Genomic DNA, 22,161 nt, shown 5'->3' with positions numbered 1-22,161 from the left:
AGAATAATGCAGGAAGAAAATCGGGTAATTAATTACGGCATTCATGCTTTCACGCATCTTCGTCGTGATTCAAAAAAAGGCGGTGCTCCTCACAAACCCATTTTACTTCTTGCCATTATTCATGAATACGAATCAGGCCGAATTAAGGATAACCATATTTTTATTACACCTGAGCTAACCCATTCTTTTTCAATATTTTGGAATCAACTTGTTACGACAGGGCACGATAAAAGCTTTGCATTACCATTTTATCATTTAACGGGCGAAAAAAGTAATTGGTGGCAATTGGCTCCAAATCCAGGTTGTGAAATTTGGATTGAGAACTCAGGCTCAATGAGAAGTTTCGGCAATTTGAGCGCCGCAGTTGCTTATGCAGAAATTGACCCAAATTTGGCCTCTTTGTTTTTGATTAAAGAAAGCCGTGACGTGCTGAAACAAATGATTTTAAAAACGTACTTTCCTCAAAAATCTACGCAGCCAATTGAAAATCAAGAAGATGGATATTTAGATAATTTAAAAAACGAAGTTTATGAACCTTCCGCTGAATACAAAACCAAGTTACTAAACCTCAAAAAACGTCTTGACCCCGAAACATATCAAATCGAAGTCTACAACCGAGGCACAGTATTTAGACGTGAAGTAATTAAAATTTATAATGAAACTTGCTGTATTTCAGAGCTTAGTGTATCAGCACTTTTTACAATTACTATGGTGGATGCTTGTCATATCGTTCCATTTGCGAAGGATTTCGATAATAGTTTAACAAACGGTATTGCCCTTTGCCCAAATCTTCACCGCGCTTTTGACCGAGGCTTAATTTCTGTCAATGAAAATTACGAAGTCATTCTTTCACAATCTTTTAAAGAAAACACTAATAGCGAATATAGTTTCTCAAAAATCGAAGGCAAAACAATCGCAATGCCTTCTGACAAGGATTTTTGGCCTTCTTTGGCTAATTTTGAATGGCATCGAAAAAATGTGTTTAAGAGATAGTACTTTATGAAAACAATTATCAAAGTTAATGGTAGGTGGTATAATCTCGTAGATATGTTTGGTGGAAAAGTTTTCCTTTCTGAATTGTTTAATATCAATAATGACATTGCAGAAGAAGGAGTTCTATGGGAAATGCAGCCAATATTCTTTGAAAAAGACATTTGGTACGCTACACCATTCAAACAATGTATTATACGTATACGGTGGCTCTTAAAGTTGATTAAATAATGAACATAAACCTTACACTGCAGCTCTATAAGCTGTTGTCTTCGGGACGATCCTCTAAACTATGCGTTTCTAACACCTGCCGCCTTCTCCCACAAAAATTCAGACGCTTACAGCGTGACAATGGAGAAGAATTTATGCCGCTTTGATGTGGCTTAACGGGGTAATTCTGTGATGATTTCCTACTCGCAATAGTGTAAAATTGGTTATCTCACAGCGATATCAGACGCTTACAGCGTGACAAAAGAGAGAGGTTTGGTGAAAGCATCGGCTTTTTGTATCTTCGTTACAGAAACCAATCATTCTAAAAACGCCCGTGCCATGAACTTACAGTATCTATCCGACCATACAGGGCATATTACAGGGGTATTTATCCCGATTGAAGAGTGGGAAAGTATTCGCAAAAAGTTGGATTTGCCCGATACCTCAAAACAACTGCATCGAGAAGAATTGCTTGAAGCATTTGAAGAGGTCAAACTGATACGTGAGGGTAAACTGCCCAAGCCCAGTCTAACCGATTTTTTAAATGAGCTTTGAAATAATACCCATTTCACCTTTTCAAAGGCAAGCCAAAAGGCTCATCGAAAGCCTTCGGGACGAACCTCTCCACTATGCGTTTGTAACGCATCCCCCTTTACCACAAAAATTCAGACGCTTACAGCGTGACAAAGGAGAGGCATAACAATGATGAAGTTGCTACGATAACTTATGAGTAGGTTTATATCAATTCAACGCACTTCTGTTGCCCTGATATTTCTTGTTGGTATTTCTGAAACTATCAACCACTTTTCCGTCGGTAAATTTGGCTACAAATTCAAACCACTCTTTGTCCAAGGATGTGTAAAATGTAATATATCCGTGAATGTCCTGAATTTTCACCCATTTTCCTGATTTTTTGGGTTGTGCTTCTTTATCTTCCCAATCGGCCAATTTATCTAAATATTCTAAGTCGCCTTCATCCGTAATCCGATAATATAGCAGTAATTTTTCCAAGGATTTAGTTTGGAAAGACTGTTTTGACAATGCTTTCTGCTCTTCACTTGATAGGGGTAATCGCTTCGTATTCACCCAAATTGTATCAAACATTCCCATAATTTCAGCTATTTTGTAACTCAATCAAAAGCCCCCACTCATCGCCCGCAACTGCCCCACCACTTTCTTCACTGCCTCCACCACCTGCGGGATTTCGTCGACGGTATTGAAACGGCCCAAGCTGAACCGGATGCACGAAAAAGCCTCGGTTTCGGTCATGCCCAAGGCCATGAGTACGTGAGAAGGATCAATAGACGCCGAAGTACAGGCCGAACCGTTGGACACGGCGATGTTTTCCAAACCCATAATCAGCGCATCGGAGTCGCAGCCTTCAAAAAACACATTGGTGACGTTGTAAAGGCGATTTTCACGGTTTCCGTTAATACGTGTTCCCGTGATTTGAAGCAATTCATTTTCGAGTGTATCGCGCAGTTTTCCTACGCGTTCGGCATCGGAGGCAAGTTGTTTTTGGGCGAGTTCGGCTGTTTTTCCCATGCCCACAATACCGGTTACGTTGAGCGTACCTGAGCGTTTACCACCTTCGTGCCCGCCACCGTGCAGGAGTGCTTCCAATTTGACGCGATTGGGGCGGCGCTGCCGCACAAACAATGCTCCAACACCCTTGGGTCTATAAAATTTATGCGCCGACAGCGTCAGCAGGTCAATGCCTGCCTTATCCACATGTAGCGGCCACTTTCCCACCGCCTGCGTGCCGTCGGTCATGAATAAAGCGCCTGCGCGGCGCACTATTTCCGATATTTCTTTCAACGGTTGAATGACACCGATTTCGTTGTTTACGGCCATGATGGATACCAAAATCGTATCCGGACGCAAAGCGGCTTTGAGTACTTCAAGATCAATGAGTCCGTCGGGTTTTACGGGCAGATACGTCACATCAAAGCCTTTGGTCTCGAGGTAGCGACACACGTCCAATACCGCAGAATGCTCGGTTTGGACCGTAATGATGTGTTTTCCTTTGGTTTGGTACTGTTCGGCCACGCCTTTGATGGCCAGATTAATGGCCTCGGTGGCTCCTGAGGTAAACACGATTTCATGAGCTTCGGCCCCGATCAAATCCGCAATTTGCTGACGGGCCGTTTTCACGGCATCATTGGCTCCTACCCCAAAAACGTGCGTAGAGGCTGCATTGGCAAAGTTATCGGTCAGAAACGGCATCATCGTTTCCAACACTCGTGGGTCTATCTTGGTCGTTGCGTTGTTGTCTAAATAAATCATTCTCTTCGGCCTTTCTCCTTTTTTCCTGATAGGCTGCAATTTAAACAAGTATTTCCATTGTGTGGAGACGCAAGAATGCCAAAGTCAAACAACCAACGTTTACTATTCCTCTAAACCCGCTAAAATCTCTTCCCACTTTTCCTGTAGCAGTTTTTTGTCGGGCAGTTTAGTTTGGTAATCGGCCACTAAGGTTGGTGATAAGCTACGACTGAGAGCGTATTCCACTACCGTATCATTTCTACCCTTGCAGAGCAAAATACCAATACTTGGGTTTTCATGCGACTTTCGTACATCACGATCAAGGGCTTCGAGATAGAAATTTAATTGTCCTAAATGGGAAGGATGGAACTCTGTTGTTTTTAACTCAATGGCCACCATACAATTGAGACTACGATTGTAAAAAAGCAGGTCTATTGAGAAATCTTGATTACCTACTTGAATAAGATATTCTTCACCCATAAAGGCAAAATCACGACCAAATTCTAAGAGAAACCGGGTAATGTTTTGAGCAATTTGTTTTTTGAGGTCTTTTTCAAGGTGCTGTTCCGGCAAGTCCAAGAATTCGAAAACGTAAGTATCTTTAAATGAATTTATTATATTTTGAGGCAATTCTCTCACCGGTGGTGAGAGTTTTTCGTTACCAATCATTACTCTTTCAAAATAGGAAGAATTTATTTGTCTTTCGAGTTCTCTCTTTGACCATTTTTCCTTGACTGACATTCGCATGTAAAATTCCCTTTCTTCAGGAGTTCTACAGGACATAATAAACAGATGGTTTGTCCATGTAATCTCTCGCCAAACATTGTAAAGCTTCGGGGAATCTTTATATGTTTCATAAAATTGTTTCATTCGCCAAATATTTTGAGGTGAAAAACCTTTGATATTGGGCTCAGCCTTTTGAATAAAATGAGCCAGTTCAGTTACGACGGACTTACCCCACGTTTTGGCTGCTACCTGTTGACTGACATATTCGCCGATCTGCCAATACAACATCACTAGCTCTTTGTTAACTGCCTGAAAAGCCCTTCTCTTTGCGTCGGCAATCAGGTCTGAGATATGCGTAAACTGTTGTTGAAATTCCATTGTAACATGTAGGTTTGTTGTAGGACTTATTACAGTCCATCAAGTCACAAACCTACATCCGGCAAAAGTCACCTTTGTTTCACCGTATCGTCAGCTTCGCCAATTCCGTCAGAAAGTCTTCTTTGCGGCGACGGGCCACTTCGATTTGAGTATCATCGTTCATGACCACCGTGCCACCTTCGCCTTTGATGTATTTTTTGACGTGACGCAGGTTGATCAGGTATTGATTGTGCACGCGTACAAAATGATAGGGCGAGAGCAATTCTTCGTATTCTTTCAGATTTTTAGACACCATGATCTTCTTACGGTCGGTAAAGTAAAACATGGTATAGTTGGCGTCTGACTCGCAGCGTAAAATGTCTTTGATGGGTACATAAAAAATGCCTTCCTGCGTAGGCAAAGCGATCTGCATACTTTCTGACTGACCGCCGCGCAGGTTTTGGAGCAATACCTCTACGTTTGGTGCTGATGTTTTCTTGCTTTTGATACGTTCTACTGCCCTTTCTACGGCCGCATCCAACTCGTCCATATCGACGGGTTTGAGCAAATAATCTACGGCTCCTATTTTAAAGGCCTTAACGGCATAATGATCGAAACCGGTGGTGAAGATGACTTCAAAATTGATTTGGTCGAGGCTGTCCAGCATGTCAAAACCGCTTTTGCCGGGCATTTGAATGTCCAGAAAAACCAGATCAGGCGCCAACGCTTTAATAGCTCGAATTCCCTCGTCGGCCGAATGGCAGAACTGCGTCACAAAAATTTGCTCCGCGTGAGGTTCCAGCATTTTCTTGAGGGCCTGACATCCCATCAGTTCATCGTCAACAATCAGAGCTTTTAGCATAACGCCTTATTAGTTAGTGATTTATTTTCAAGAGATAAAGTTATTGATTCGGTTCTATACCTTATTTGAACCATATAAGGCATTTAAGGATATAAGTACCTGTTCTAAATTAGTTTGCATTATTTTGTCTGACCCCGGATGAGGTCAAACAAAACGAAAATATTTCAAAGTAATTATGAAGAACGCTTATAAGAATTCGGTTTTACATTTCGCGGTTTTTCGGTCTATCATTTTTCAGTTCTGTTACCCTAGCTCCGTTTGTGCCAAATCGGGCAGCACGATCTTGACGCGGGTGCCTTTGGGTTGATTTTGTTCGTCGTAGAGATCATCTATGATGATTTTGGCGCCTTCGGTATTGTATTGACGATTGAACGTTTCGATGCTTTCAAGCACATTCTGCGTTCCTTTCGACTTTCGGCTTGGTGAAAGTACATGGTTCATTTCCCGTGACTTGGCCCTTCCCACGCCGTCATCTTCCACGATGCACGATACAAAATGTTCGCTTTCACGCCCAAACATCATGGTAATTTTGCCGCGTTCCGGTCGGTGCATGAGTCCATGCCAAATGGCATTTTCCACATGTGGCTGAATCATCATGGTGGGAAAAACCGTTTCGTGCGGGTCAATGTCGGGATCAACAATGATCTCAAAATCAAAGCGATTTTTGCCAAATCGCATCTGTTCCAACTCTACGTACAAGCCCATAAACGTCGCGATACGCTCCACGGGCGCAAGTGGCGTATCGGTATTGTCTAAAATCTGCCGGATCAATTTTGAGAATTTAGTCAGGTATTTGGACGCCTGACGGTTTTCATCGTGGAGAATAAAATTGTTAATGGAATTCAGGCAGTTAAAAATAAAATGCGGATTCATTTGTGCCCGCAATGCCTTCATTTCCAGTTCAGCAATCTGACGGTTGAGGCTTATTTTTTCTCTTTCCCGCTCCTGAATATACCTGATTCGATTGGTAAAGAACAGGATCAGAACGATCACTCCCATTGCAATGGCCAAGTACCCAAACCAACTTTTCGCCCAAAAAGGAGCGGTTACTACCAACCGCAACGTAGCCGGTTTTTCGTTCCAAACGCCGTCTGAATTGCTTGCTTTTACCTTAAACGTGTACTCGCCCGCCGGCAATTGCGAATAGCTTACAAAATGCCGATTGCCGCTGTAGATCCAATGTTTATCAACGCCTTCCAACTGATACGCATATTGGTTTTTTTGCGGCGCCGTAAAATCCAATGCTGCAAATTCGAATGAGACGAAGTTATCCTTATGATTAATCACCAACTCAGGTTGATCGGCAAAGTTGACGGATTCATTCATGATCTTTACATCCGTAATCGCTACCGGCGATCGACTCGTGCTTTGCTGAAAACCCTCCGGACGAAAGAGATTAAAGCCATTTACACCTCCAAAAACCATTTCGCCGCTTTTCAGACGCAGCAACGACCCGCCGTTAAATTCATTATTCTGGAGACCGTCGTACACGTCAAAATTCGTGAATGTTTCACTTTTGGGATCAAAACGCGATAAACCGCTGTTGGTGCTTATCCAAATTCGGTGTTGTTTGTCGATAAGCGAACCGTATACGATACTGTTGGCAAGGCCGTCGGCGGGAGTATATAATTTAAACTGCCCTGTCTTAATCGAATACTTTCCAATCCCTACCCGATAACTGCTCAACCACAAAACCGAATCACCGTCGCAGTTTACGTCGCTGATATCATCAAATTCAATTTTAGTTTTGGGAATCTGTAAAGAAATGGCCGTAATGGTGCCGGTGGCGGGAGAATAACGCTGTAGTCCCGTACCGCGTCCAAACCAAACATTTCCTTTAACGTCTTCTTTAAACGAACTGACCAAGTCTCTGGTGCGGCTTTCTTCCGATTGATTTTCCAATGTATGGGTAATGAGATCGTACGTAACAAGCCCAAGGGTTGTACCCAGCCATACTTTTTGCCGACTGTCTTTGTATATTTTGCGAACCTGTATCTGTTCCAACAATTTAAACAGGGCGATATCCTGCGGAGCCGGCGTTGTCAGTTTATTTTGAAGCGCGTCAAATTGAACCAGTCCCCGAAACGTAGCACACCAAAACAAACCGGGACGAACTTCCGTCATAGATAATATCTGATTTCGTTGCGCGTCGGTATCCTTTATAACTTGAAATCGGTTGGTGGTGCGGTTCCAAACATTAATTCCATTTCCGTCTGTTCCAACGATCAAGTCGTTGCCTCTTTCCGCAAAACTCAGGATGAAATTAGAGTTCAGACCATTGTCCTGATTGATGGTCTGAAATTTACCCAATCTCAAATTGACCTTATTGAGTCCGCTGTTATTGCTTCCAACCCACAAAATCCCCGAGGCGTCTTCAAAAATTTCATTCAATGGCGAGCCTTTGAGACTATTCAGGCGCCGATAGGCCAGATCGGAAGGCAAAAATTCGAATGCTCCGTTGGCCGTATCAAAACAGAAAATCCCTAAATGAATAGCGAGCCATAGTTTTCCGTTTCGATCCAAAAATCCACTGCGAACCGGAAAGATTTCAAGCGAAGGCATTTTTTTGCGAAAGTCATATTTCTCAATCACGCGTAACGTCTTCACATCTATTTTCCACACGCCAAAATTCTCCACTGCCATCCATAAATGATTTCCCTGCCGAATGATCGGGCGAATCCCTTCGTCGGGCGGCAAGTCCGTGAGGACAGGATAATAACGGTTTCTTTTGGTATCAAGCAGCCAACAGGTTTCCGTGGTTGTAAAAAGCACTTTCCCGTCGTCCAATTGGACTGCATTCAGCACATTCAGATTGGGGGCTTTACAGAAATAATGTTCGCTCTTATGGTTAAAATAATAAAGACCTTTGTTGGAAGCCAACCAATAACTGTTGCTGTCGCGCGGGGTGATCTTCCGGATCCTGGTAGTAGGCAAAAAACTTCTGAGAGAATCCGTAAATACATTGAGGCGCGAAAGGCCATTGGGCGTTCCGATCCAAAGGTATTTTTTCTTATCACTGAACAAATACCGAATGCTGTTGCTTGCCAGTCCTTTTTGTGTTTGACCGATGACAGAACGGTAGGCTTTGAATTGATTGCCATCATAGCGCAGCAATCCATCGTCGGTTGCAATCCACAACAGTCCTCTTACATCCTGCTGAATTCCCCAAACCGAATTCTGAGTAAGTCCGTTACGATTATCAAAGTTTTCTACCAACACATTTTGGAATACCTGCGCCGACAAACCCAATGTTTGGAAACATAGAAGCAGTAAAAAACAAAGACGCGCGAGGGTTGCCATAAATAATCAAGACGAGACTTACCAAAGTAACGAATTACCAAAAATACATCCAAGTCCGCCACCTTTTTAGTATACCTGCCGGTTATTCATCGGTTGTTTTTTACGATTTCGGCATCTGCTAGTTTTGAATCATAAATCAAAACGAAAACAATTTCTACGTCATGAATAAGCTTACTACTCCTGCACCTTCCGGTTTTGTAAAAGTTCACCGCGCTAAACCCGCCGTTCAAAAAATCACTTTACCCATCATGAACCGCTATGTAGTAGTGCCCGTTACGGAAGTGCTTTATATTCAGAGTGACGTTAATTATTGTTTTGTCTATTTGAAAGACGGCAGGCGATTTTTGATCGCCAAAACCCTGAAAGAATACAACGACCAACTCGACAGCAGCCTGTTTGCCCGTGTTCACAAATCGTATTTGGTCAATCTGAGCGCAGTCGAATACTGCGATTATGCAGGTTATGAAATACAGTTGAGCAATGGTTTGAGCTTACCCATCGCACGTCGGAAGCGCAAGTTATTTTATCAGCAGTTCAATTTGTTTGACAAACATCAACGCTTAGCCAGTTAAAACTATGAAAGATGCATTGTTTATGGTGGAGATATTGGCCGGATTTATTGTCGTTTTTTCGATACTTTGGTCAGGGATATGTTTTCTGATCGCGTGGGTGAGCGGATGGCGCCATTTAGCATCTTTGTATCAAACGACTCCCCTCAAAGAAGGGTTCTATACCGGCATCTATGGACGCATTGGCCTGGCCAACTATAACGGAGTTTTACGACTGGGATTCAGTGAAAAAGGGATGTACCTTCACGTTATGCCTCTTTTTAAGTTGGGGCATGATGCACTCTTGATTCCCTGGAGTGAGCTCAAAAATGTTCAACAGAGTAATTCTATTTTTGGCAACTACGTTAAATGCAAAGTCGATGGAGTCACCATTTCATTGCCTTACAAACACTTCGGCACCCTTCAAAGCTATTTGAGTGCTTATACTTAGCAATATATACCCCGGTTCTGATGAAATAATTGCACATACAGTACCATCTGCTCTATTGGCCTGATTTTTTACCGCTTCAGGAAGCATACTCCATTTAACAAAATACCATGCTTTCTGAACGTCTTAATTTATCCGGAAAAACGGCCGTAGTGACAGGTTCCAGTCAGGGAATCGGGAAAGCAATTGCCATTGCGCTCGCAGAATATGGCGCCAAAGTCATTATTCATTATCATGCGGAGCGCAAAGATGCTGAGCAGGTAGTCAGAGAAATGAATCAACCCAAAAACAAGGTACCGATTGTAAAGGCTGATTTTTCAAAACCCAACGGCGTCAAAGATTTCTTCCAAAAAGTAAGCGCCATAGCCGATACGGTTGATATTTTAGTCATCAATGCCTCCGTACAGATAGCGAAAGAATGGGAGCAGGTAACGGAGAAAGATGTTGACCTTCAGATAAATGCCAATTTCAAATCTACCCTCCTGCTGATGCAACAGTTTACTCCGGCCATGATAAAAAAAGGTTGGGGACGAATTCTGACCATTGGCAGCGTACAACAGGTAAAGCCTCATCCTGCCATGATCGTATATGCCGCCACTAAATCAGCGGTGTTTAATTTAGTGCAAAATATAGCGCTTCAATTGGCCGACAAAGGCATTACTGTCAACAACTTAGCACCCGGTGTTATCGAAACGCCTCGCATTAAAGAATCCGTTCCGGAGGTGGAAGAAAGAATTGCACAAAGAATGACCACGCCCGAAGGAGGTATGGGGCAACCCGAAGATTGCGCAGGTATGGCCGTATTCCTCTGTTCAGATGCCGGGCGATACATTACGGGTCAAAACATCTTTGTCGATGGCGGCATGAGTTTATAAAGATTACTACATCAAAACAGCCCGCAATACTTCTCGTTTTCCGCGCGGGCCCGGATGCTTCTCAACGGTGAACCCTGCCGCTCTGAGATTACGTTGCACGTAGCTTTTAGAACAATAGGTCGTCAGATTCCCGCCCGGTTTGAGTAAATTTGCCAGTTTTCCAAAAATCTCCTGTTCCCAAAGTTCCGCTTGTGCAGAAGGAGCAAATGCGTCATAATAAATGGCGTCAAACCGTAATTCAGTTTTAAAATTTTGAAGCGTAGTACGGTATTTTTCAATGGTAAAATACGGTGAAAGTTCTGTTTCTATTGCCCACGCTGCCTGATGGAGCGCTGACAATCGACTGGTTTCCAACAAATTATCGTAGTTGAGTTCTGCAACTTGTTCTTCCCCTAACGGATATGCTTCGACGGTTACGTACTGAACCGGAATTCGTGCTTTATCAGCTTCCAACCACGTCAATAAAGCATTCAGACCCGTTCCAAAGCCCATCTCAAAAACAGAAATCGAAGCAGGTGCTTTGCTTTGAGCAACTGAGCGATAGCGTTCAATGGCTTCTTTCAAGCCCAGATCAATGTATATGAGTTGTGATTCCTGCAAAGCTCCGTTGACAGAATGGTAATAAACATTGAGCGTTTCGTTCCATAATGTATGGGAGCCGTCAGAGGTTAAAATTCGTTGGATACTCATTTGTCAATGCATTTTTCGAAACGCCGCTATTCCTCCCGTTAGATTTTTCAAGTTCGTAAATCCATGACCTTCACGCAATTGCTTGATTGCTTTTTGGCTACGCATTCCGCTTTGGCAATGAACAACCACTGTTTTATCACGGCTTATTTTACTTACAAAATCAACCAATTGTGACAACGGCATCAATTCTCCTGCCAAGTTATCAATCGCGTATTCCTGCGCCTCCCGAACATCGATCAGTTGAAAATCAACATTGTTTTCCAGCATTTGAGCTAATTGTTCAGCGGTAATTTCCGTTTCAGGCATCGTGGATTTTACGCCGCAAAATTCGTCATAGTCGATCAATTTGTCAATAACAGGTCGTTCGGGTAGCTTCGGAATTTTTATGATTCGCGTCGTTAGGGTCAAGGCATCCATGACAAACAATTTTCCAATCAACGGCTCACCGATACCTGCCAACAGTTTGATCGCTTCATTGGCTTGGAGGCTGCCGATAATGCCCGGCAAGACCCCCAAAACACCTGCTTCGGCGCAGTTGGGCGCAAGTTCGGGCGGTGGTGGCGTTGGAAACAGATCGCGGTAATTCGGGCTGTTTTGGTAGTTGAAAATAGCCACTTGTCCTTCAAAACGATAGATAGCGCCGTAAATGAGGGGTTTATTCAACAACACACACGCATCGTTGACCAGATAGCGCGTCGGAAAATTGTCTGAACCGTCGATGATAAGGTCGTATTTTTCCAGAATAGCTAAAGCATTTTGTGAGGTAAGCTGTTCGAAATAAGGCTCAATGACACAAAACGGATTAAGTGATCGCAGGCGCTTGGCTGTTTCTTCTACTTTAGATTTGCCTATTGATTCTGTGCCGTATAAAATTTGTCGTTGCAGATTGCTTTCATCTACTCGGTCATTGTCAATAATGCCCAACGTACCAATTCCGGCCGCCGCCAAATACAGCAAGATCGGACTCCCTAAACCACCACATCCAATCACTAAAACCCGCGCTGCTTTAAGGCGTTCCTGTCCTTCACTGCCAAATTCGGGAATCAATAAATGGCGGTTATAACGGCGTAATTCGTCGGAAGAAAGCATTTGTTAAATTTTGTTAATAGCCATGTTAAACCTTTCGACAATTTATTTCCTCTAAGCCTATGTACGCAGCGTAAACAGTTACAAAACAGAAGTTAAACCCAAAACTAAAAGTTCCATGAACCTCAAAATGAATTGGAAAAGCATCGGATCTGCCACCGCAATTGCGCTTGTGCTGGTTGCCTGCAACAAAGATAACAATGGCTTATCACCCGAAGAAGAGATCATTGCGGCAGAGGACAATCAAACAATTATCGACGAAACTGAAGCCATCTTTTCCTACAACGATGAATTATTCGGTGGGCTTTCTTCCCTACGACAATCGGCAGAAGCAGGTGCCGACAGTGCCGGCAATCCCGGGCAGCGTCCGCTCAAAGGTGATAAATGCGCTACGGTTTCGCGCAAAGAATCCGGCGGAATCATTACCGTTGTGGTTGATTATGGCACCGTCAAAGAATGCGAAGGGAAAAAAGTAGGCGGCAAAATGACCATTCAAATTCCCGTCAAACTCCCGAAAGAAGCCACCGGTTTGTTTACCCAAAGTATCACGTACGAAAACTTTCAGCACGGTCCGCGCACCATTAACGGCAAACATACTGTCAACATAGTGCTCGAAAATGGACGTCTTGTTACCAAAGAAAATTTTACCGAAACGAGCATCACGACCGAAAACGGCAAAACCATAGTCTTTAACAGCACCAAAACCCGCAAAACGGATGCTAAAGGCACTCCACTGAATTTATCGGACGATGAAATATTAGTAACAGGAAACACAACAGCCACCGGAAGCGATGGGAAAACGTTCAAATCAACCATTACTAAGGCCATTACTGCTAAAATAGCCTGCAAAGGAACAAACGGCCTTTTCCCTGTTTCGGGCACTATTGAGATTGAACGCCCTGATAAACCCAAAGCAGTGGTTGATTATGGTGACGGCACCTGCGACCGTACCTACACTATTACCTCAGACGGAAAAACGGTGACAAAGACCGGAAAGTAACAACTTATCCACACTATTAAAAAGGCAAGCAAACGTGTTCTTGTAAAACCCGAAAATTGTTGCTCTAACGGTCAGGCAGCCTACCGGTCGGGTTGTGAGCAACCCTCTACACAGTGAAACACTCCTATACAGGATTGCTCACTCCCGTGTAGAGGGTTGCTCACTCCCCGTGTAGAGGGTTGCTCACAACCCGATGGGTAATCAGAGAACGCCTCCTAACAATTTATTCTTAACTCAAAATAAAAAAGTGGTTTTTAAGCATTACGCTCAAAAACCACTTAGGCAAAGGTACTTAATGAAGAGTGGGTTAATAATTCACTAATTGAGTAAGCTTTTTTACATTATCGGCAAGTTGAGCTACTGCCCCCAGCACTATGATCGCGGGTGAGCCAATCCCTTCTGCCTGAACCAATTGTAATATATTTCCAACTTTTCCCGTCACAATTTTTTCATCAGGACGGGTGCCGTTTTGAATGATGGCTACGGGTAATTCTATTTTACCGAGTTGAGCGTAGGTTTCGACAATTTCCGAAAGTTTGTGCATTCCCATCAATACCACTACTGTTGCCGATGATTGCGCCGCAAGCGCCAGATCATTGGAAAGTTTGTGGTCTTTGGTCGTGCCCGTTACTACCCAAAAACTTTCACTTACACCGCGAGTAGTGAGCGGAATCCCTGCTAAGGCAGGAACAGCATAACTGCTCGAAATACCCGGTACAACGTGCGTTTCGATCCCGTGGTGCCGGGCATATTCCAACTCTTCATAGCCGCGACCGAAAATGAATGGATCGCCGCCTTTGAGACGAACTACGTGACCGTATTGCTGCGCGTATTCTACGATCAGATGATTGATCACATCCTGATTGCAGCTATGCTGAGCAAAACGTTTTCCTACATTAACAATGAGACAGTCCGGCTTGCAATATTCCAGCAATTCCGTACTTGCCAGCGCATCGTGCAACACCACATCGGCCGATTGTAAGGCTTTGACGCCTTTGAGCGTAATCAGATCAGGGTCGCCCGGCCCTGCACCTATGAGAGTAACTTTCATTTTATTATCAGTCCAACGCAGACAGTCATTCACATGAATTTATAATCCTTACTACTGACTTCTTTCTGCTCATTCCTATTCTTAACTGTCTTTACCAAACTCAAGAAGCGCTAACTCCGGCACGTCTTCACCTTCCAATTGTTGCTGACGGATTTGGTTTACTTTTGCAATAAACCGGGCTGCTTTAGCTACAAACCCTCGGGCAAACTCTTCCGTTGGTTCGTTTTTATTAATACTGAATACCAACTCCTTAAACGAACCTGTTTCCGAAAGATCATTGAAATCAGCACCGAAATGCTCATCAAAATCTTTTACGATACCGTATTGGGTATTGGTTGCCACGCCTTTGCTCACTAATAATGCTTTAGCGCCTGTTACGAAAACATTGTAAGCGTGATAAATCGCATCGGCCCAGATCGTTTTTTCGAGGTTTTCATTGGCCCAATTGAGTTTATCGTTTGCTTCAATGATCGTAGTACCCACCAAATCGATCAGGACACTGGCACATTCTCCCACCCCCACTTCGGTTTGGAAAGGTTCTTCGTGGTCCCAATCAACGTAGTCGCTGCTTACCACCGTGCTCATATCCGCCAACGGCTTGAGCATCGCATAAAAGTATTTGTTGCCTTGACGGTTGAAATAATCATTGTAATATTCTCCTTCGTAAGCATTTGTTTCATAATCCTGCAAAAGCTTACGCAGTGCATCCGGCCCTCTTTTAGTGGGAAGTTTCACGACTTTATCGCCCATCATTCCTTCACCTGTTCCGTTGAACCCACCGCCCAACAACACCTGCAAAGCCGGTAAAACAAACTTACCATTCTTAATGGAGCTTCCGTGAAAACCAATGTTGGCCGCACTATGCTGCCCGCAGCCATTCATACAACCGCTGATTTTGATCTTGATGTCGTTGTTGTAAATAATGTCAGGAAATTCATCCTTCATCATTGTTTCAAGCACGCGGGTAATACCGTAGCTGCTGGAAATGGCCAGATTACAGGTATCCGTTCCCGGACAGGTTGTAATATCGGCCGTAGTATCAAAGCCCGGTTCTGCCAAGCCAAGCTCATTGAGTTTTTCATACAATGCAGGCAAATCTTCCACTTTTACAAAGCGAAGGATATACCCTTGGTTGATCGTAACCCGAATATCGTCGGCGGCATACTCCCGTACTATATCGGCCAATTTACGTGCAATTGAAGAGTGCATATCTCCCAACAATACCCGCAATTGTACCGCATACCAACCTTTTTGTTTTTGTTCGAAAACATTGGTTTTAAGCCAATGTGTATACTGAGAATTCAACACGGGAGAAGCCGCGATCAAATCCTCTTTGGTCAATTTGCTTTCGCTTGGCTTTCTGTCATTGGCTAAGAAAGACAATGGATTGATGACGTATTCCTTGTTTTTCAAGGCTTTTTGTTCTTCATCCACTCTTTTCAAAAATTCTTCTAAGCCAATATCTGCCAATAAGAATTTCATCCGAGCTTTATGACGGCGTACGCGCTCACCATAACGGTCGAACACACGAATCACCGCTTCAATGAACGGAATCACTAATTGTTCTTCCAAAAACTCTTTGGCTACCTGCGCCAAAATAGGCTGCGCGCCCAATCCACCACCAATCAATACTTTAAAACCGTTGATCTGAGTTCCGTCTTCGGCAATGCGCACTTGGGGGATCAAACCTACATCGTGCATGAAGGCATACGCCGAATCTCTCTCCGACGACGACACGGCGATTTTAAACTTACGCCCCATGTCCTGACAAATTGGATTACGCAGAAAATAGTCAAAAATAGCGTGTGTATGAGGAGTTACGTCAAACGGTTCTTCAGGATCAACACCTGCTCTTGCCGAAGCGGTTACGTTACGAACGGTATTACCGCAGGCTTCGCGTAATGTAATATTTGCATCTTCCAATTCAGCCCATAGCTCGGGCGAATCGGCTAATTTCACAAAGTGCAACTGAATATCCTGCCGTGTGGTAGCGTGTAGATTTCCCGTTGCATATTTATCAGAACAATCTGCAATACGCACCAATTGGTCGGCTGTGATACGTCCGTAAGGCAATTTGATACGAATCATTTGTACACCGGGCTGACGCTGTCCATAGACCCCGCGTGCTAAACGGAATTTACGGAATGCTTCTTCCGGTACTTCTCCGTTGCGAAATACACTGATCTTACTTTCCAGTTCAAGTATATCGCGACGGGCGGCTTCGCTAACGTTTGGTGAAATTGAGATTGACATAGTATCTATATTCTATCGACTTAATATTTTTATTTATAAACTTAAAAAGGCTTTAAAGCCTTTACTACAATAGTTGTACCGGGTACGTTCCCTTATGTTGAAAAATTATAAGTAATTAAACCCCTGTGAATAGTACTGTTATGCAAATTTGGGTGATGCCCGGCTAAATTCCTAATTAGTCATAACAAAAAAAAGAATAGGCCATAAAGAAAAGTTATACCCTTTCCTCATGACCTATTTACAGGTATCCGTTTTTGGCTAGTACTTCACGAGACGTTTTCGATCCATAAATTCACCTAACTGTAAGTCAATAAAATAAGAACCCGGAGGATATGTACGAACATTGATGGATTGTCGGAACAGATCGCCGGTCTTCTCAAATTCACCGCGCCATATTTCGGCTCCCGTAATGCTCCGCAATCGGAGTGTTACCTTACCGCGTAAGGCATTGGTAAAACTGACTTCGGCAGCTCCATCCGTTGGATTAGGGCTAATGGTGAAATCTTTTTCGATCAATGATTCATTAGACAATATCTGCACATTGCGCACATAAATGGTCGCGCTGGCGGAATCCAGACAAACATCTGTGCCTGTGCCTTTCACTAAATACGTTAATGTACGACTTGGGCGCGCTGTTACCTGTGGCCCCAGCGTAGAGCTAAGTCCTTCGGAAGGCGACCAGTTGATAACTCCCGCTCCCCGCGCCTGAAGCGTTACGGCCTCACCCGGATTGATAAATTGAGCGGAAGCCTGTATCTGCACCGAAGCTTTCATCCCTACATCAGCGGTGATGGCGTGCGCTACGTTGAGACCCGTCCGTACAATATAACGATCCCAGTTTCCGCTTGAATTACGTTCCCATGAGGTAGCATTAAGTGACTCACCGTCACGCGTAGTAACCAACGCGACGGTATCTCCGGCTACGTAATCCAATTCAATACCGATCAAAAACGAAAGATTATTTTGACGCGAAAGTTCTATGTTTTGATCGAAGACGACAGTGGTCGCACGATTGTTTCTGACATCGTCCAAAATGCGACGAAGCGGAATTTCTTTCGTGGTCAATTCGGAACCCGGACCGCCCTGAAATCCGCGTGCATTCCAAACCTTCACCCGCACCACTGATTCGGACTCTGCACCTTTGGCAGCTTTAGCAACGCCGAATTTTAAAGAAGCACCTCGTAAATTGGTATAACCCAGCGAATTTGCAAACAATTCTGCGATGGCCTGCGTTTTTCTGCTGTTCTGTCCCGACACATATCCGGTTCCTGCGGGCTGCCGAATAACAGTACCCGTTCCGACAAAATTGGTCGTGGTAGCGCACAGTCCTGCGTTTACAACTTCAATGTATTGGTTTTTTACTAAAGCTACAGATGATCCGGAGGCATTGGAAACCGTGAGCGTTACCTTAAATTTCCCGGCAGTTCGGTACGTAATCGTAGGATTTTGCTCCGTAGAAGTAGCAGGATCACCACCTTCAAACTCCCATTTCCAGGCGGTAGGAAAACCGGTGGATAAATCGGTAAATTTCACTTGTGCTCCCAACAATACGACGCGGTTCTCTGCTTCAAAAGCAGCAGTAGGTTTACCTACCACAAGCTGTCCGCAAACGTTAGAGGTCAACAAACTCGCTCGTCTGGGGCTTATTTCCATCACGGCCCGTATCCGTGCTTTTTGACCTACAGTGAAAATATTAAAACATCCGTCATCCGAGTAGTCCATGTAGTTTTCGACCATGTTGGCATTGCCGCAACTGACTCTTCCTTTCTGGCAACCGCGACTTTCGGAAGCTTGTGGAGGGGTGTCGGCGCAAAAATCATCACCACAGGCAGCGTCCCCCCAAATATGGCGCAATCCCAACCAGTGACCGGTTTCGTGCGTAAGCGTGCGGCCTAAGTTATAAGGTGCTTTCAGCAATGGAAAACTGCCTTTTTGAGAGTTCCCGAAGTTAGCATAGTTAATTACTACACCATCTGTACTTGCTGCACCACCGCTTGAGGGAATTCCCGAAAGATTTGAATTACTGGGAAATTGGGCATATCCTAATAAGTTATCGTCCTGAGCCGCAAAATCCAATGCCCAAACGTTATAGTACTTGTTGGGATCCCAGGAGGTAGTTGCTTTAAGTGAGCCTTCAATATCGCTGCGTGACCAACTGGCTCGGTTTCCATTGACCCGGTCTATGCCCGGCTCGGCCATACGCTGTCCTGAAGGATTGAATTGAGCCAAACAAAATTCAATTTCGATATCCGCTCCACGCGAGTCGTTGTTAAAACCATTGGTATTGACTCGGCGACGAAAATCTTCGTTAAGTGTTTCGATTTGCGATTGAACTTGTGCCTGACTGATGTTTCGGCCGGTACCCACAGCTTCTCCGTTGTGAATAACGTGTACAATGATCGGAATGGTAATTACCTCCGCAGCACCCCTGCCGGAAGCAAGGCGAGCCTTGATCTGAATCATTTTCCGTTGCAGATCCCGCTCAAAATCATCCAGTGAGCCCTCCTGCGGGTTACGCAAGCGCATCAAACTGTCCATTTCCATCGTTGCACAGGGATCATTACGACGTTGTGCTTGGGCAAAAAAAGAAAGAAGAACAAATAGGCCTATCAGGGCACGGGTACATAGTCTTGACATACTACTTACTACTTGATGTGAATGTAAAACGGTAACTGGCATCAATATCTCCGAAATAATACTCCAGTACCATTGAAGTTTCGGTCAGTGTTTTAACAATAAACGGCAGTTTGACCCCACCAAAAATACGTGGGATACCTATTTCAAGGGTAGCATTTGCGTTGGTCAATTGCCACACATCCGTTACCAGAATATCCGGCTCGCTGGTACGGCATTTGGTAGGGCCGTTGCCATACTCCATTTTTTTCTCCTCGTTGGCATAAAAGATAAATTGGTCATCCAATTCACATGGGTCCAACACTTGATTTCCTGCCAATTCAAACGGATCTTTTTGATCCACAATGGTGAGCGATTTTAGCGTCCATATTTTTTTCTCCGTTCCGGTCAGCACCTGTGAAAAGGTCAAAGGCTTGGGGTCCAATTTTTCGGAACAGCTGCTGCCCACTACAATCAGCAATCCCAAAATGGCAGTATATCGAATAGAAGTTTTCATTTTTCAGCGATTATCAGAGAATGATTAAATAATAATCCAAATTACTGCGGCACATAGATCAATGGAAGGTTAACGGTACTGTCTTTTCCGTTGCTCAATTTATAGACCTTCATCTTTATGCTTAAAGTAATCTGTTTGTTCACAGGATTCCAAACGCCCGTACCGGACAATGTATCGTACCCACTCGCAAACTGCGGGATCACCTGTTGAGGAATGGTCAGTGTATTGTTCCCATTGTCAATAAAATCAAGGGTTGGACGTTCTGCTTCAAAGCCTACGGGACTTTCCCAATTGAAAAACTGCGGAAAGCCTAACAAACCTACGTTGATATTCGAAATAGTATACCGCTTGCAATCCGTACTGGAAATTTCAATATCGGCCAGCTGAAAAGTCTGCGTTCCTACCGGCAGTCTGCCTGTATAAATACCATCCATGATACAGGCATCCCGAATGGTAAAGATGATCTTGCTGCCCATTGCGCTTTTGCCAAATCCTACCTGCAATTTATCTGCCGGTTTTACGGATGCAATGGTAAATTCAATCGTATTTGATTCTAAGATGTTATTGGCGTTGTTGAGCAGATAAAGGGTGATCTCTCCAAAACTTTGACCAACGGGGATGATCACCGTTCCTTTTGTTCCTTCAATGCGATAATCCTTTCCTTCGCGAGCCGTACCACCTATGGTGTAGCTTATATTGATGGATTCGTTCAGGATCGGGCCACCATTGTGTACACGAACTTTGATAGCCTTAGAATAGCTTTCTTTGTAACTCAACGTTGAATCTGAAAAACGAACAAACCCCGAGCCTCCATACACAATCCTTTCTTCTTCACAGCCGGACAGCCAAAGTCCTGCCAAAACAGTGAATAAAAGAAGAATGGAATGCGTGTTTATATATTTATTAATTTTCATTTTTTTGATACCCATTAATGGTTAACAATTGGTTAGTATTTCAGCCTAATAGCCCGGGTTCTGTTGTCCAACCAGTGCCGAATTTCGCTGAATTTCTGTTTGGGGAATAGGCCATAATTCATATTTCTGATTCCAATTGGGCGAAAAAGCAGACATGACCGCCTGCGCTCGCCCTGTACGAACCAAGTCATACCAACGGTGCCCTTCAAAGGCCAATTCATACACTCGCTCACGTTCAATGGTAAGTAGCATTTCCGCTTGAGAAGCACTTGTCAAAAGTGGCGGTTTCAGGTTGTCAGCCAATCCCGTACCGGCGCGAGTGCGCAATACGTTGATATCGGCAATGGCTCCGGCAGTTCCCGTGATCTTTCCCTGTTGTGCCCGCGCTTCTGCCCGAATCAGATACATTTCTCCTAAACGAAAGATGACAAAATTGCGGTTGCTCTCATCGGCTGTACCGTATTTTTTGAGCGTCCATCCGTTATCGTTGCCTTTTTGTTTGTCAAATTCGAACTGGATCGTTTGGCTGCGATTTCCTGATTCGCGCGAAATAAGCGAAACAACTACCTGGTTGGATGGCACCACTTCACGACGTCCTACAAAATAGTTATTGAGATCTCCGGAATAATCGTTGAGCGTATAACCGAATTCGAAAATAGATTCCTGGTTATAATCACGGGTAACTACTTCATTGAACGTAACCAATGAATAATTGGCGGAACTGATGAGCAAAGAAGCATTGGTTTCGGCAGCAGCCCAGTTTTTTTGATAAAGATAATACCTTGCCAAAGCGGCACGAACCGCGTTTTTGGTGGCATACCCTGCATAAATATTACGGTCTTGCGGGTCACCATCGGGTAAGTCTGCCAACGCTGCCTGATAATCTTCCAACACAAACGCTAAAATTTCTTCTTTGGTAGCCCGTGGCACTGTACGGTTAGTAGCCAAAGTAGTAGTAGTTACTTTAGGAATTCCCCCATAAGTATAGGCTCCGATAAAGTTGGCGTATCCTCGCAAAAATTTGGCTTCGGCCGTCAGCTGCTTAGCGTCTTCCTGTTTAATTCCTGATACTTTTGGAAGATTTTCCAAGATAAAATTACTCATGTAGATCGTCCGATATACAGAACCCCAGAGAGCGGCTACCACTCCGTTGGCGGGTGTGATCTGTTTGGTGCCAAATTCCCGATAATCGGTAAACGTTCCTAAGTGGATGATATGATCGGCTGTAAAATCTCCTGCCTGCACCGTAGGGCTACCCAAGCTGCGCGCCGCTGCATAAAGTCCAATGCGTACAGAAGGCAGATCACTTGACCGGGTAAAAACAATATCATCGGTCAACAGATCGACCGGAGGCGGGTCCAGAACGACCGTATTACAGGCAGAAAAAAGAACTGATATTAGGATTGCGTATTGAAAGCGTTTCATAAAAAGTCATTAATAAATGAATCAAAGGCAC

19 protein-coding genes are annotated in these 22,161 nt (G+C 44.0%); 6 read left to right on the top strand and 13 right to left on the bottom strand.

What is annotated here, in order from left to right:
- The first annotated feature begins 6 nt into the window (after positions 1 to 6).
- Together ACQY73_RS24100 and ACQY73_RS24095 are read left to right on the top strand one after the other, a co-directional pair.
- Complete coding sequence (locus tag ACQY73_RS24100; protein WP_428655883.1) at positions 7 to 993, top strand: HNH endonuclease; 987 nt, start codon at positions 7 to 9, stop codon at positions 991 to 993.
- Between the two features lie 546 nt (positions 994 to 1,539).
- Entirely contained in the window at positions 1,540 to 1,755 is a 216-nt protein-coding gene (locus ACQY73_RS24095) for a hypothetical protein (protein WP_122933484.1), read from the top strand.
- Between the two features lie 186 nt (positions 1,756 to 1,941).
- Here ACQY73_RS24095 and ACQY73_RS24090 read toward each other — a convergent pair whose 3' ends face one another.
- The 5 genes from ACQY73_RS24090 to ACQY73_RS24070 all read right to left on the bottom strand — a co-directional run bounded on the left by ACQY73_RS24090 (position 1,942) and on the right by ACQY73_RS24070 (position 8,710).
- Positions 1,942 to 2,304: a hypothetical protein gene (locus tag ACQY73_RS24090; RefSeq protein WP_428655880.1), complete on the bottom strand. Its 363-nt coding sequence runs from the start codon at positions 2,302 to 2,304 to the stop codon at positions 1,942 to 1,944.
- 30 nt (positions 2,305 to 2,334) lie between these two features.
- Positions 2,335 to 3,486 (bottom strand): cysteine desulfurase family protein, encoded by a 1,152-nt coding sequence (locus tag ACQY73_RS24085; RefSeq protein WP_428655878.1) that lies wholly within the window; start codon positions 3,484 to 3,486, stop codon positions 2,335 to 2,337.
- Positions 3,487 to 3,588: 102 nt separating this feature from the next.
- Entirely contained in the window at positions 3,589 to 4,569 is a 981-nt protein-coding gene (locus ACQY73_RS24080) for a PDDEXK nuclease domain-containing protein (RefSeq protein ID WP_428655875.1), read from the bottom strand.
- Between the two features lie 79 nt (positions 4,570 to 4,648).
- Complete coding sequence (locus tag ACQY73_RS24075) at positions 4,649 to 5,410, bottom strand: LytR/AlgR family response regulator transcription factor (protein WP_428655873.1); 762 nt, start codon at positions 5,408 to 5,410, stop codon at positions 4,649 to 4,651.
- 243 nt (positions 5,411 to 5,653) lie between these two features.
- Entirely contained in the window at positions 5,654 to 8,710 is a 3,057-nt protein-coding gene (locus tag ACQY73_RS24070; RefSeq protein ID WP_428655871.1) for a two-component regulator propeller domain-containing protein, read from the bottom strand.
- A gap of 161 nt (positions 8,711 to 8,871) precedes the next feature.
- On the opposite strand from ACQY73_RS24070, the gene ACQY73_RS24065 reads away from it, so the two are divergent.
- The 3 genes from ACQY73_RS24065 to ACQY73_RS24055 all read left to right on the top strand — a co-directional run bounded on the left by ACQY73_RS24065 (position 8,872) and on the right by ACQY73_RS24055 (position 10,581).
- Positions 8,872 to 9,282, top strand: a complete 411-nt coding sequence (locus ACQY73_RS24065; RefSeq protein WP_428655869.1) for a LytR/AlgR family response regulator transcription factor — start codon at positions 8,872 to 8,874, stop codon at positions 9,280 to 9,282.
- Positions 9,283 to 9,286: 4 nt separating this feature from the next.
- Complete coding sequence (locus tag ACQY73_RS24060; RefSeq protein WP_428655867.1) at positions 9,287 to 9,709, top strand: hypothetical protein; 423 nt, start codon at positions 9,287 to 9,289, stop codon at positions 9,707 to 9,709.
- A 107-nt stretch (positions 9,710 to 9,816) separates the two neighbouring features.
- Positions 9,817 to 10,581 carry an SDR family NAD(P)-dependent oxidoreductase gene (locus ACQY73_RS24055; protein WP_428655865.1) on the top strand — a complete coding sequence of 255 codons (765 nt, stop codon included), beginning with the start codon at positions 9,817 to 9,819 and terminating at the stop codon, positions 10,579 to 10,581.
- A 6-nt stretch (positions 10,582 to 10,587) separates the two neighbouring features.
- Here the strand turns inward: ACQY73_RS24055 and mnmD are convergent, their stop codons facing one another.
- Entirely contained in the window at positions 10,588 to 11,271 is a 684-nt protein-coding gene (gene mnmD, locus ACQY73_RS24050) for a tRNA (5-methylaminomethyl-2-thiouridine)(34)-methyltransferase MnmD (protein ID WP_428655863.1), read from the bottom strand.
- A gap of 3 nt (positions 11,272 to 11,274) precedes the next feature.
- Complete coding sequence (gene moeB, locus ACQY73_RS24045; RefSeq protein ID WP_428655861.1) at positions 11,275 to 12,360, bottom strand: molybdopterin-synthase adenylyltransferase MoeB; 1,086 nt, start codon at positions 12,358 to 12,360, stop codon at positions 11,275 to 11,277.
- A gap of 115 nt (positions 12,361 to 12,475) precedes the next feature.
- Between moeB and ACQY73_RS24040 the strand changes: the two genes are divergently transcribed.
- Positions 12,476 to 13,357 carry a hypothetical protein gene (locus ACQY73_RS24040; protein WP_428655860.1) on the top strand — a complete coding sequence of 294 codons (882 nt, stop codon included), beginning with the start codon at positions 12,476 to 12,478 and terminating at the stop codon, positions 13,355 to 13,357.
- 307 nt (positions 13,358 to 13,664) lie between these two features.
- Here the strand turns inward: ACQY73_RS24040 and cobA are convergent, their stop codons facing one another.
- From cobA to ACQY73_RS24010, 6 genes are all read right to left on the bottom strand, one after another.
- Positions 13,665 to 14,408, bottom strand: coding sequence for a uroporphyrinogen-III C-methyltransferase (cobA, locus tag ACQY73_RS24035; protein ID WP_428655858.1), 744 nt, complete (start codon positions 14,406 to 14,408; stop codon positions 13,665 to 13,667).
- Between the two features lie 81 nt (positions 14,409 to 14,489).
- The gene (locus ACQY73_RS24030) at positions 14,490 to 16,661 is read right to left on the bottom strand and encodes a nitrite reductase (protein WP_428655856.1); all 2,172 of its coding nucleotides are present in this window, start codon (positions 16,659 to 16,661) and stop codon (positions 14,490 to 14,492) included.
- Positions 16,662 to 16,919: 258 nt separating this feature from the next.
- Positions 16,920 to 19,298 (bottom strand): M43 family zinc metalloprotease, encoded by a 2,379-nt coding sequence (locus ACQY73_RS24025; RefSeq protein ID WP_428655854.1) that lies wholly within the window; start codon positions 19,296 to 19,298, stop codon positions 16,920 to 16,922.
- A gap of 1 nt (position 19,299) precedes the next feature.
- On the bottom strand, positions 19,300 to 19,791 hold the full coding sequence (locus tag ACQY73_RS24020) for a hypothetical protein (RefSeq protein ID WP_428655851.1): 492 nt from the start codon (positions 19,789 to 19,791) through the stop codon (positions 19,300 to 19,302).
- Positions 19,792 to 19,832: 41 nt separating this feature from the next.
- Positions 19,833 to 20,705, bottom strand: a complete 873-nt coding sequence (locus tag ACQY73_RS24015) for a hypothetical protein (RefSeq protein ID WP_428655848.1) — start codon at positions 20,703 to 20,705, stop codon at positions 19,833 to 19,835.
- Positions 20,706 to 20,750: 45 nt separating this feature from the next.
- Positions 20,751 to 22,130, bottom strand: coding sequence for a RagB/SusD family nutrient uptake outer membrane protein (locus ACQY73_RS24010; RefSeq protein WP_428655846.1), 1,380 nt, complete (start codon positions 22,128 to 22,130; stop codon positions 20,751 to 20,753).
- Positions 22,131 to 22,161: the final 31 nt, after the last annotated feature.

The organism is Runella sp. (assembly GCF_965279615.1).
In the GTDB taxonomy this organism is placed as follows: Bacteria; Bacteroidota; Bacteroidia; order Cytophagales; family Spirosomataceae; genus Runella.
The sequence above is the reverse complement of the archived record's forward strand: the minus strand, read 5'-3'. Positions and strand labels throughout refer to the sequence as shown.

What these genes read in the sequence shown, in the direction of transcription:
- ACQY73_RS24100 (WP_428655883.1), top strand. Translation starts at nt 7, where the DNA reads ATGCAGGAAGAAAATCGGGTAATTAATTACGGCATTCATGCTTTCACG.
- ACQY73_RS24095 (WP_122933484.1), top strand. Translation starts at nt 1,540, where the DNA reads ATGAACTTACAGTATCTATCCGACCATACAGGGCATATTACAGGGGTA.
- ACQY73_RS24090 (WP_428655880.1), bottom strand. Translation starts at nt 2,304, where the DNA reads ATGTTTGATACAATTTGGGTGAATACGAAGCGATTACCCCTATCAAGT.
- ACQY73_RS24085 (WP_428655878.1), bottom strand. Translation starts at nt 3,486, where the DNA reads ATGATTTATTTAGACAACAACGCAACGACCAAGATAGACCCACGAGTG.
- ACQY73_RS24080 (WP_428655875.1), bottom strand. Translation starts at nt 4,569, where the DNA reads ATGGAATTTCAACAACAGTTTACGCATATCTCAGACCTGATTGCCGAC.
- ACQY73_RS24075 (WP_428655873.1), bottom strand. Translation starts at nt 5,410, where the DNA reads ATGCTAAAAGCTCTGATTGTTGACGATGAACTGATGGGATGTCAGGCC.
- ACQY73_RS24070 (WP_428655871.1), bottom strand. Translation starts at nt 8,710, where the DNA reads ATGGCAACCCTCGCGCGTCTTTGTTTTTTACTGCTTCTATGTTTCCAA.
- ACQY73_RS24065 (WP_428655869.1), top strand. Translation starts at nt 8,872, where the DNA reads ATGAATAAGCTTACTACTCCTGCACCTTCCGGTTTTGTAAAAGTTCAC.
- ACQY73_RS24060 (WP_428655867.1), top strand. Translation starts at nt 9,287, where the DNA reads ATGAAAGATGCATTGTTTATGGTGGAGATATTGGCCGGATTTATTGTC.
- ACQY73_RS24055 (WP_428655865.1), top strand. Translation starts at nt 9,817, where the DNA reads ATGCTTTCTGAACGTCTTAATTTATCCGGAAAAACGGCCGTAGTGACA.
- mnmD (WP_428655863.1), bottom strand. Translation starts at nt 11,271, where the DNA reads ATGAGTATCCAACGAATTTTAACCTCTGACGGCTCCCATACATTATGG.
- moeB (WP_428655861.1), bottom strand. Translation starts at nt 12,360, where the DNA reads ATGCTTTCTTCCGACGAATTACGCCGTTATAACCGCCATTTATTGATT.
- ACQY73_RS24040 (WP_428655860.1), top strand. Translation starts at nt 12,476, where the DNA reads ATGAACCTCAAAATGAATTGGAAAAGCATCGGATCTGCCACCGCAATT.
- cobA (WP_428655858.1), bottom strand. Translation starts at nt 14,408, where the DNA reads ATGAAAGTTACTCTCATAGGTGCAGGGCCGGGCGACCCTGATCTGATT.
- ACQY73_RS24030 (WP_428655856.1), bottom strand. Translation starts at nt 16,661, where the DNA reads ATGTCAATCTCAATTTCACCAAACGTTAGCGAAGCCGCCCGTCGCGAT.
- ACQY73_RS24025 (WP_428655854.1), bottom strand. Translation starts at nt 19,298, where the DNA reads ATGTCAAGACTATGTACCCGTGCCCTGATAGGCCTATTTGTTCTTCTT.
- ACQY73_RS24020 (WP_428655851.1), bottom strand. Translation starts at nt 19,791, where the DNA reads ATGAAAACTTCTATTCGATATACTGCCATTTTGGGATTGCTGATTGTA.
- ACQY73_RS24015 (WP_428655848.1), bottom strand. Translation starts at nt 20,705, where the DNA reads ATGAAAATTAATAAATATATAAACACGCATTCCATTCTTCTTTTATTC.
- ACQY73_RS24010 (WP_428655846.1), bottom strand. Translation starts at nt 22,130, where the DNA reads ATGAAACGCTTTCAATACGCAATCCTAATATCAGTTCTTTTTTCTGCC.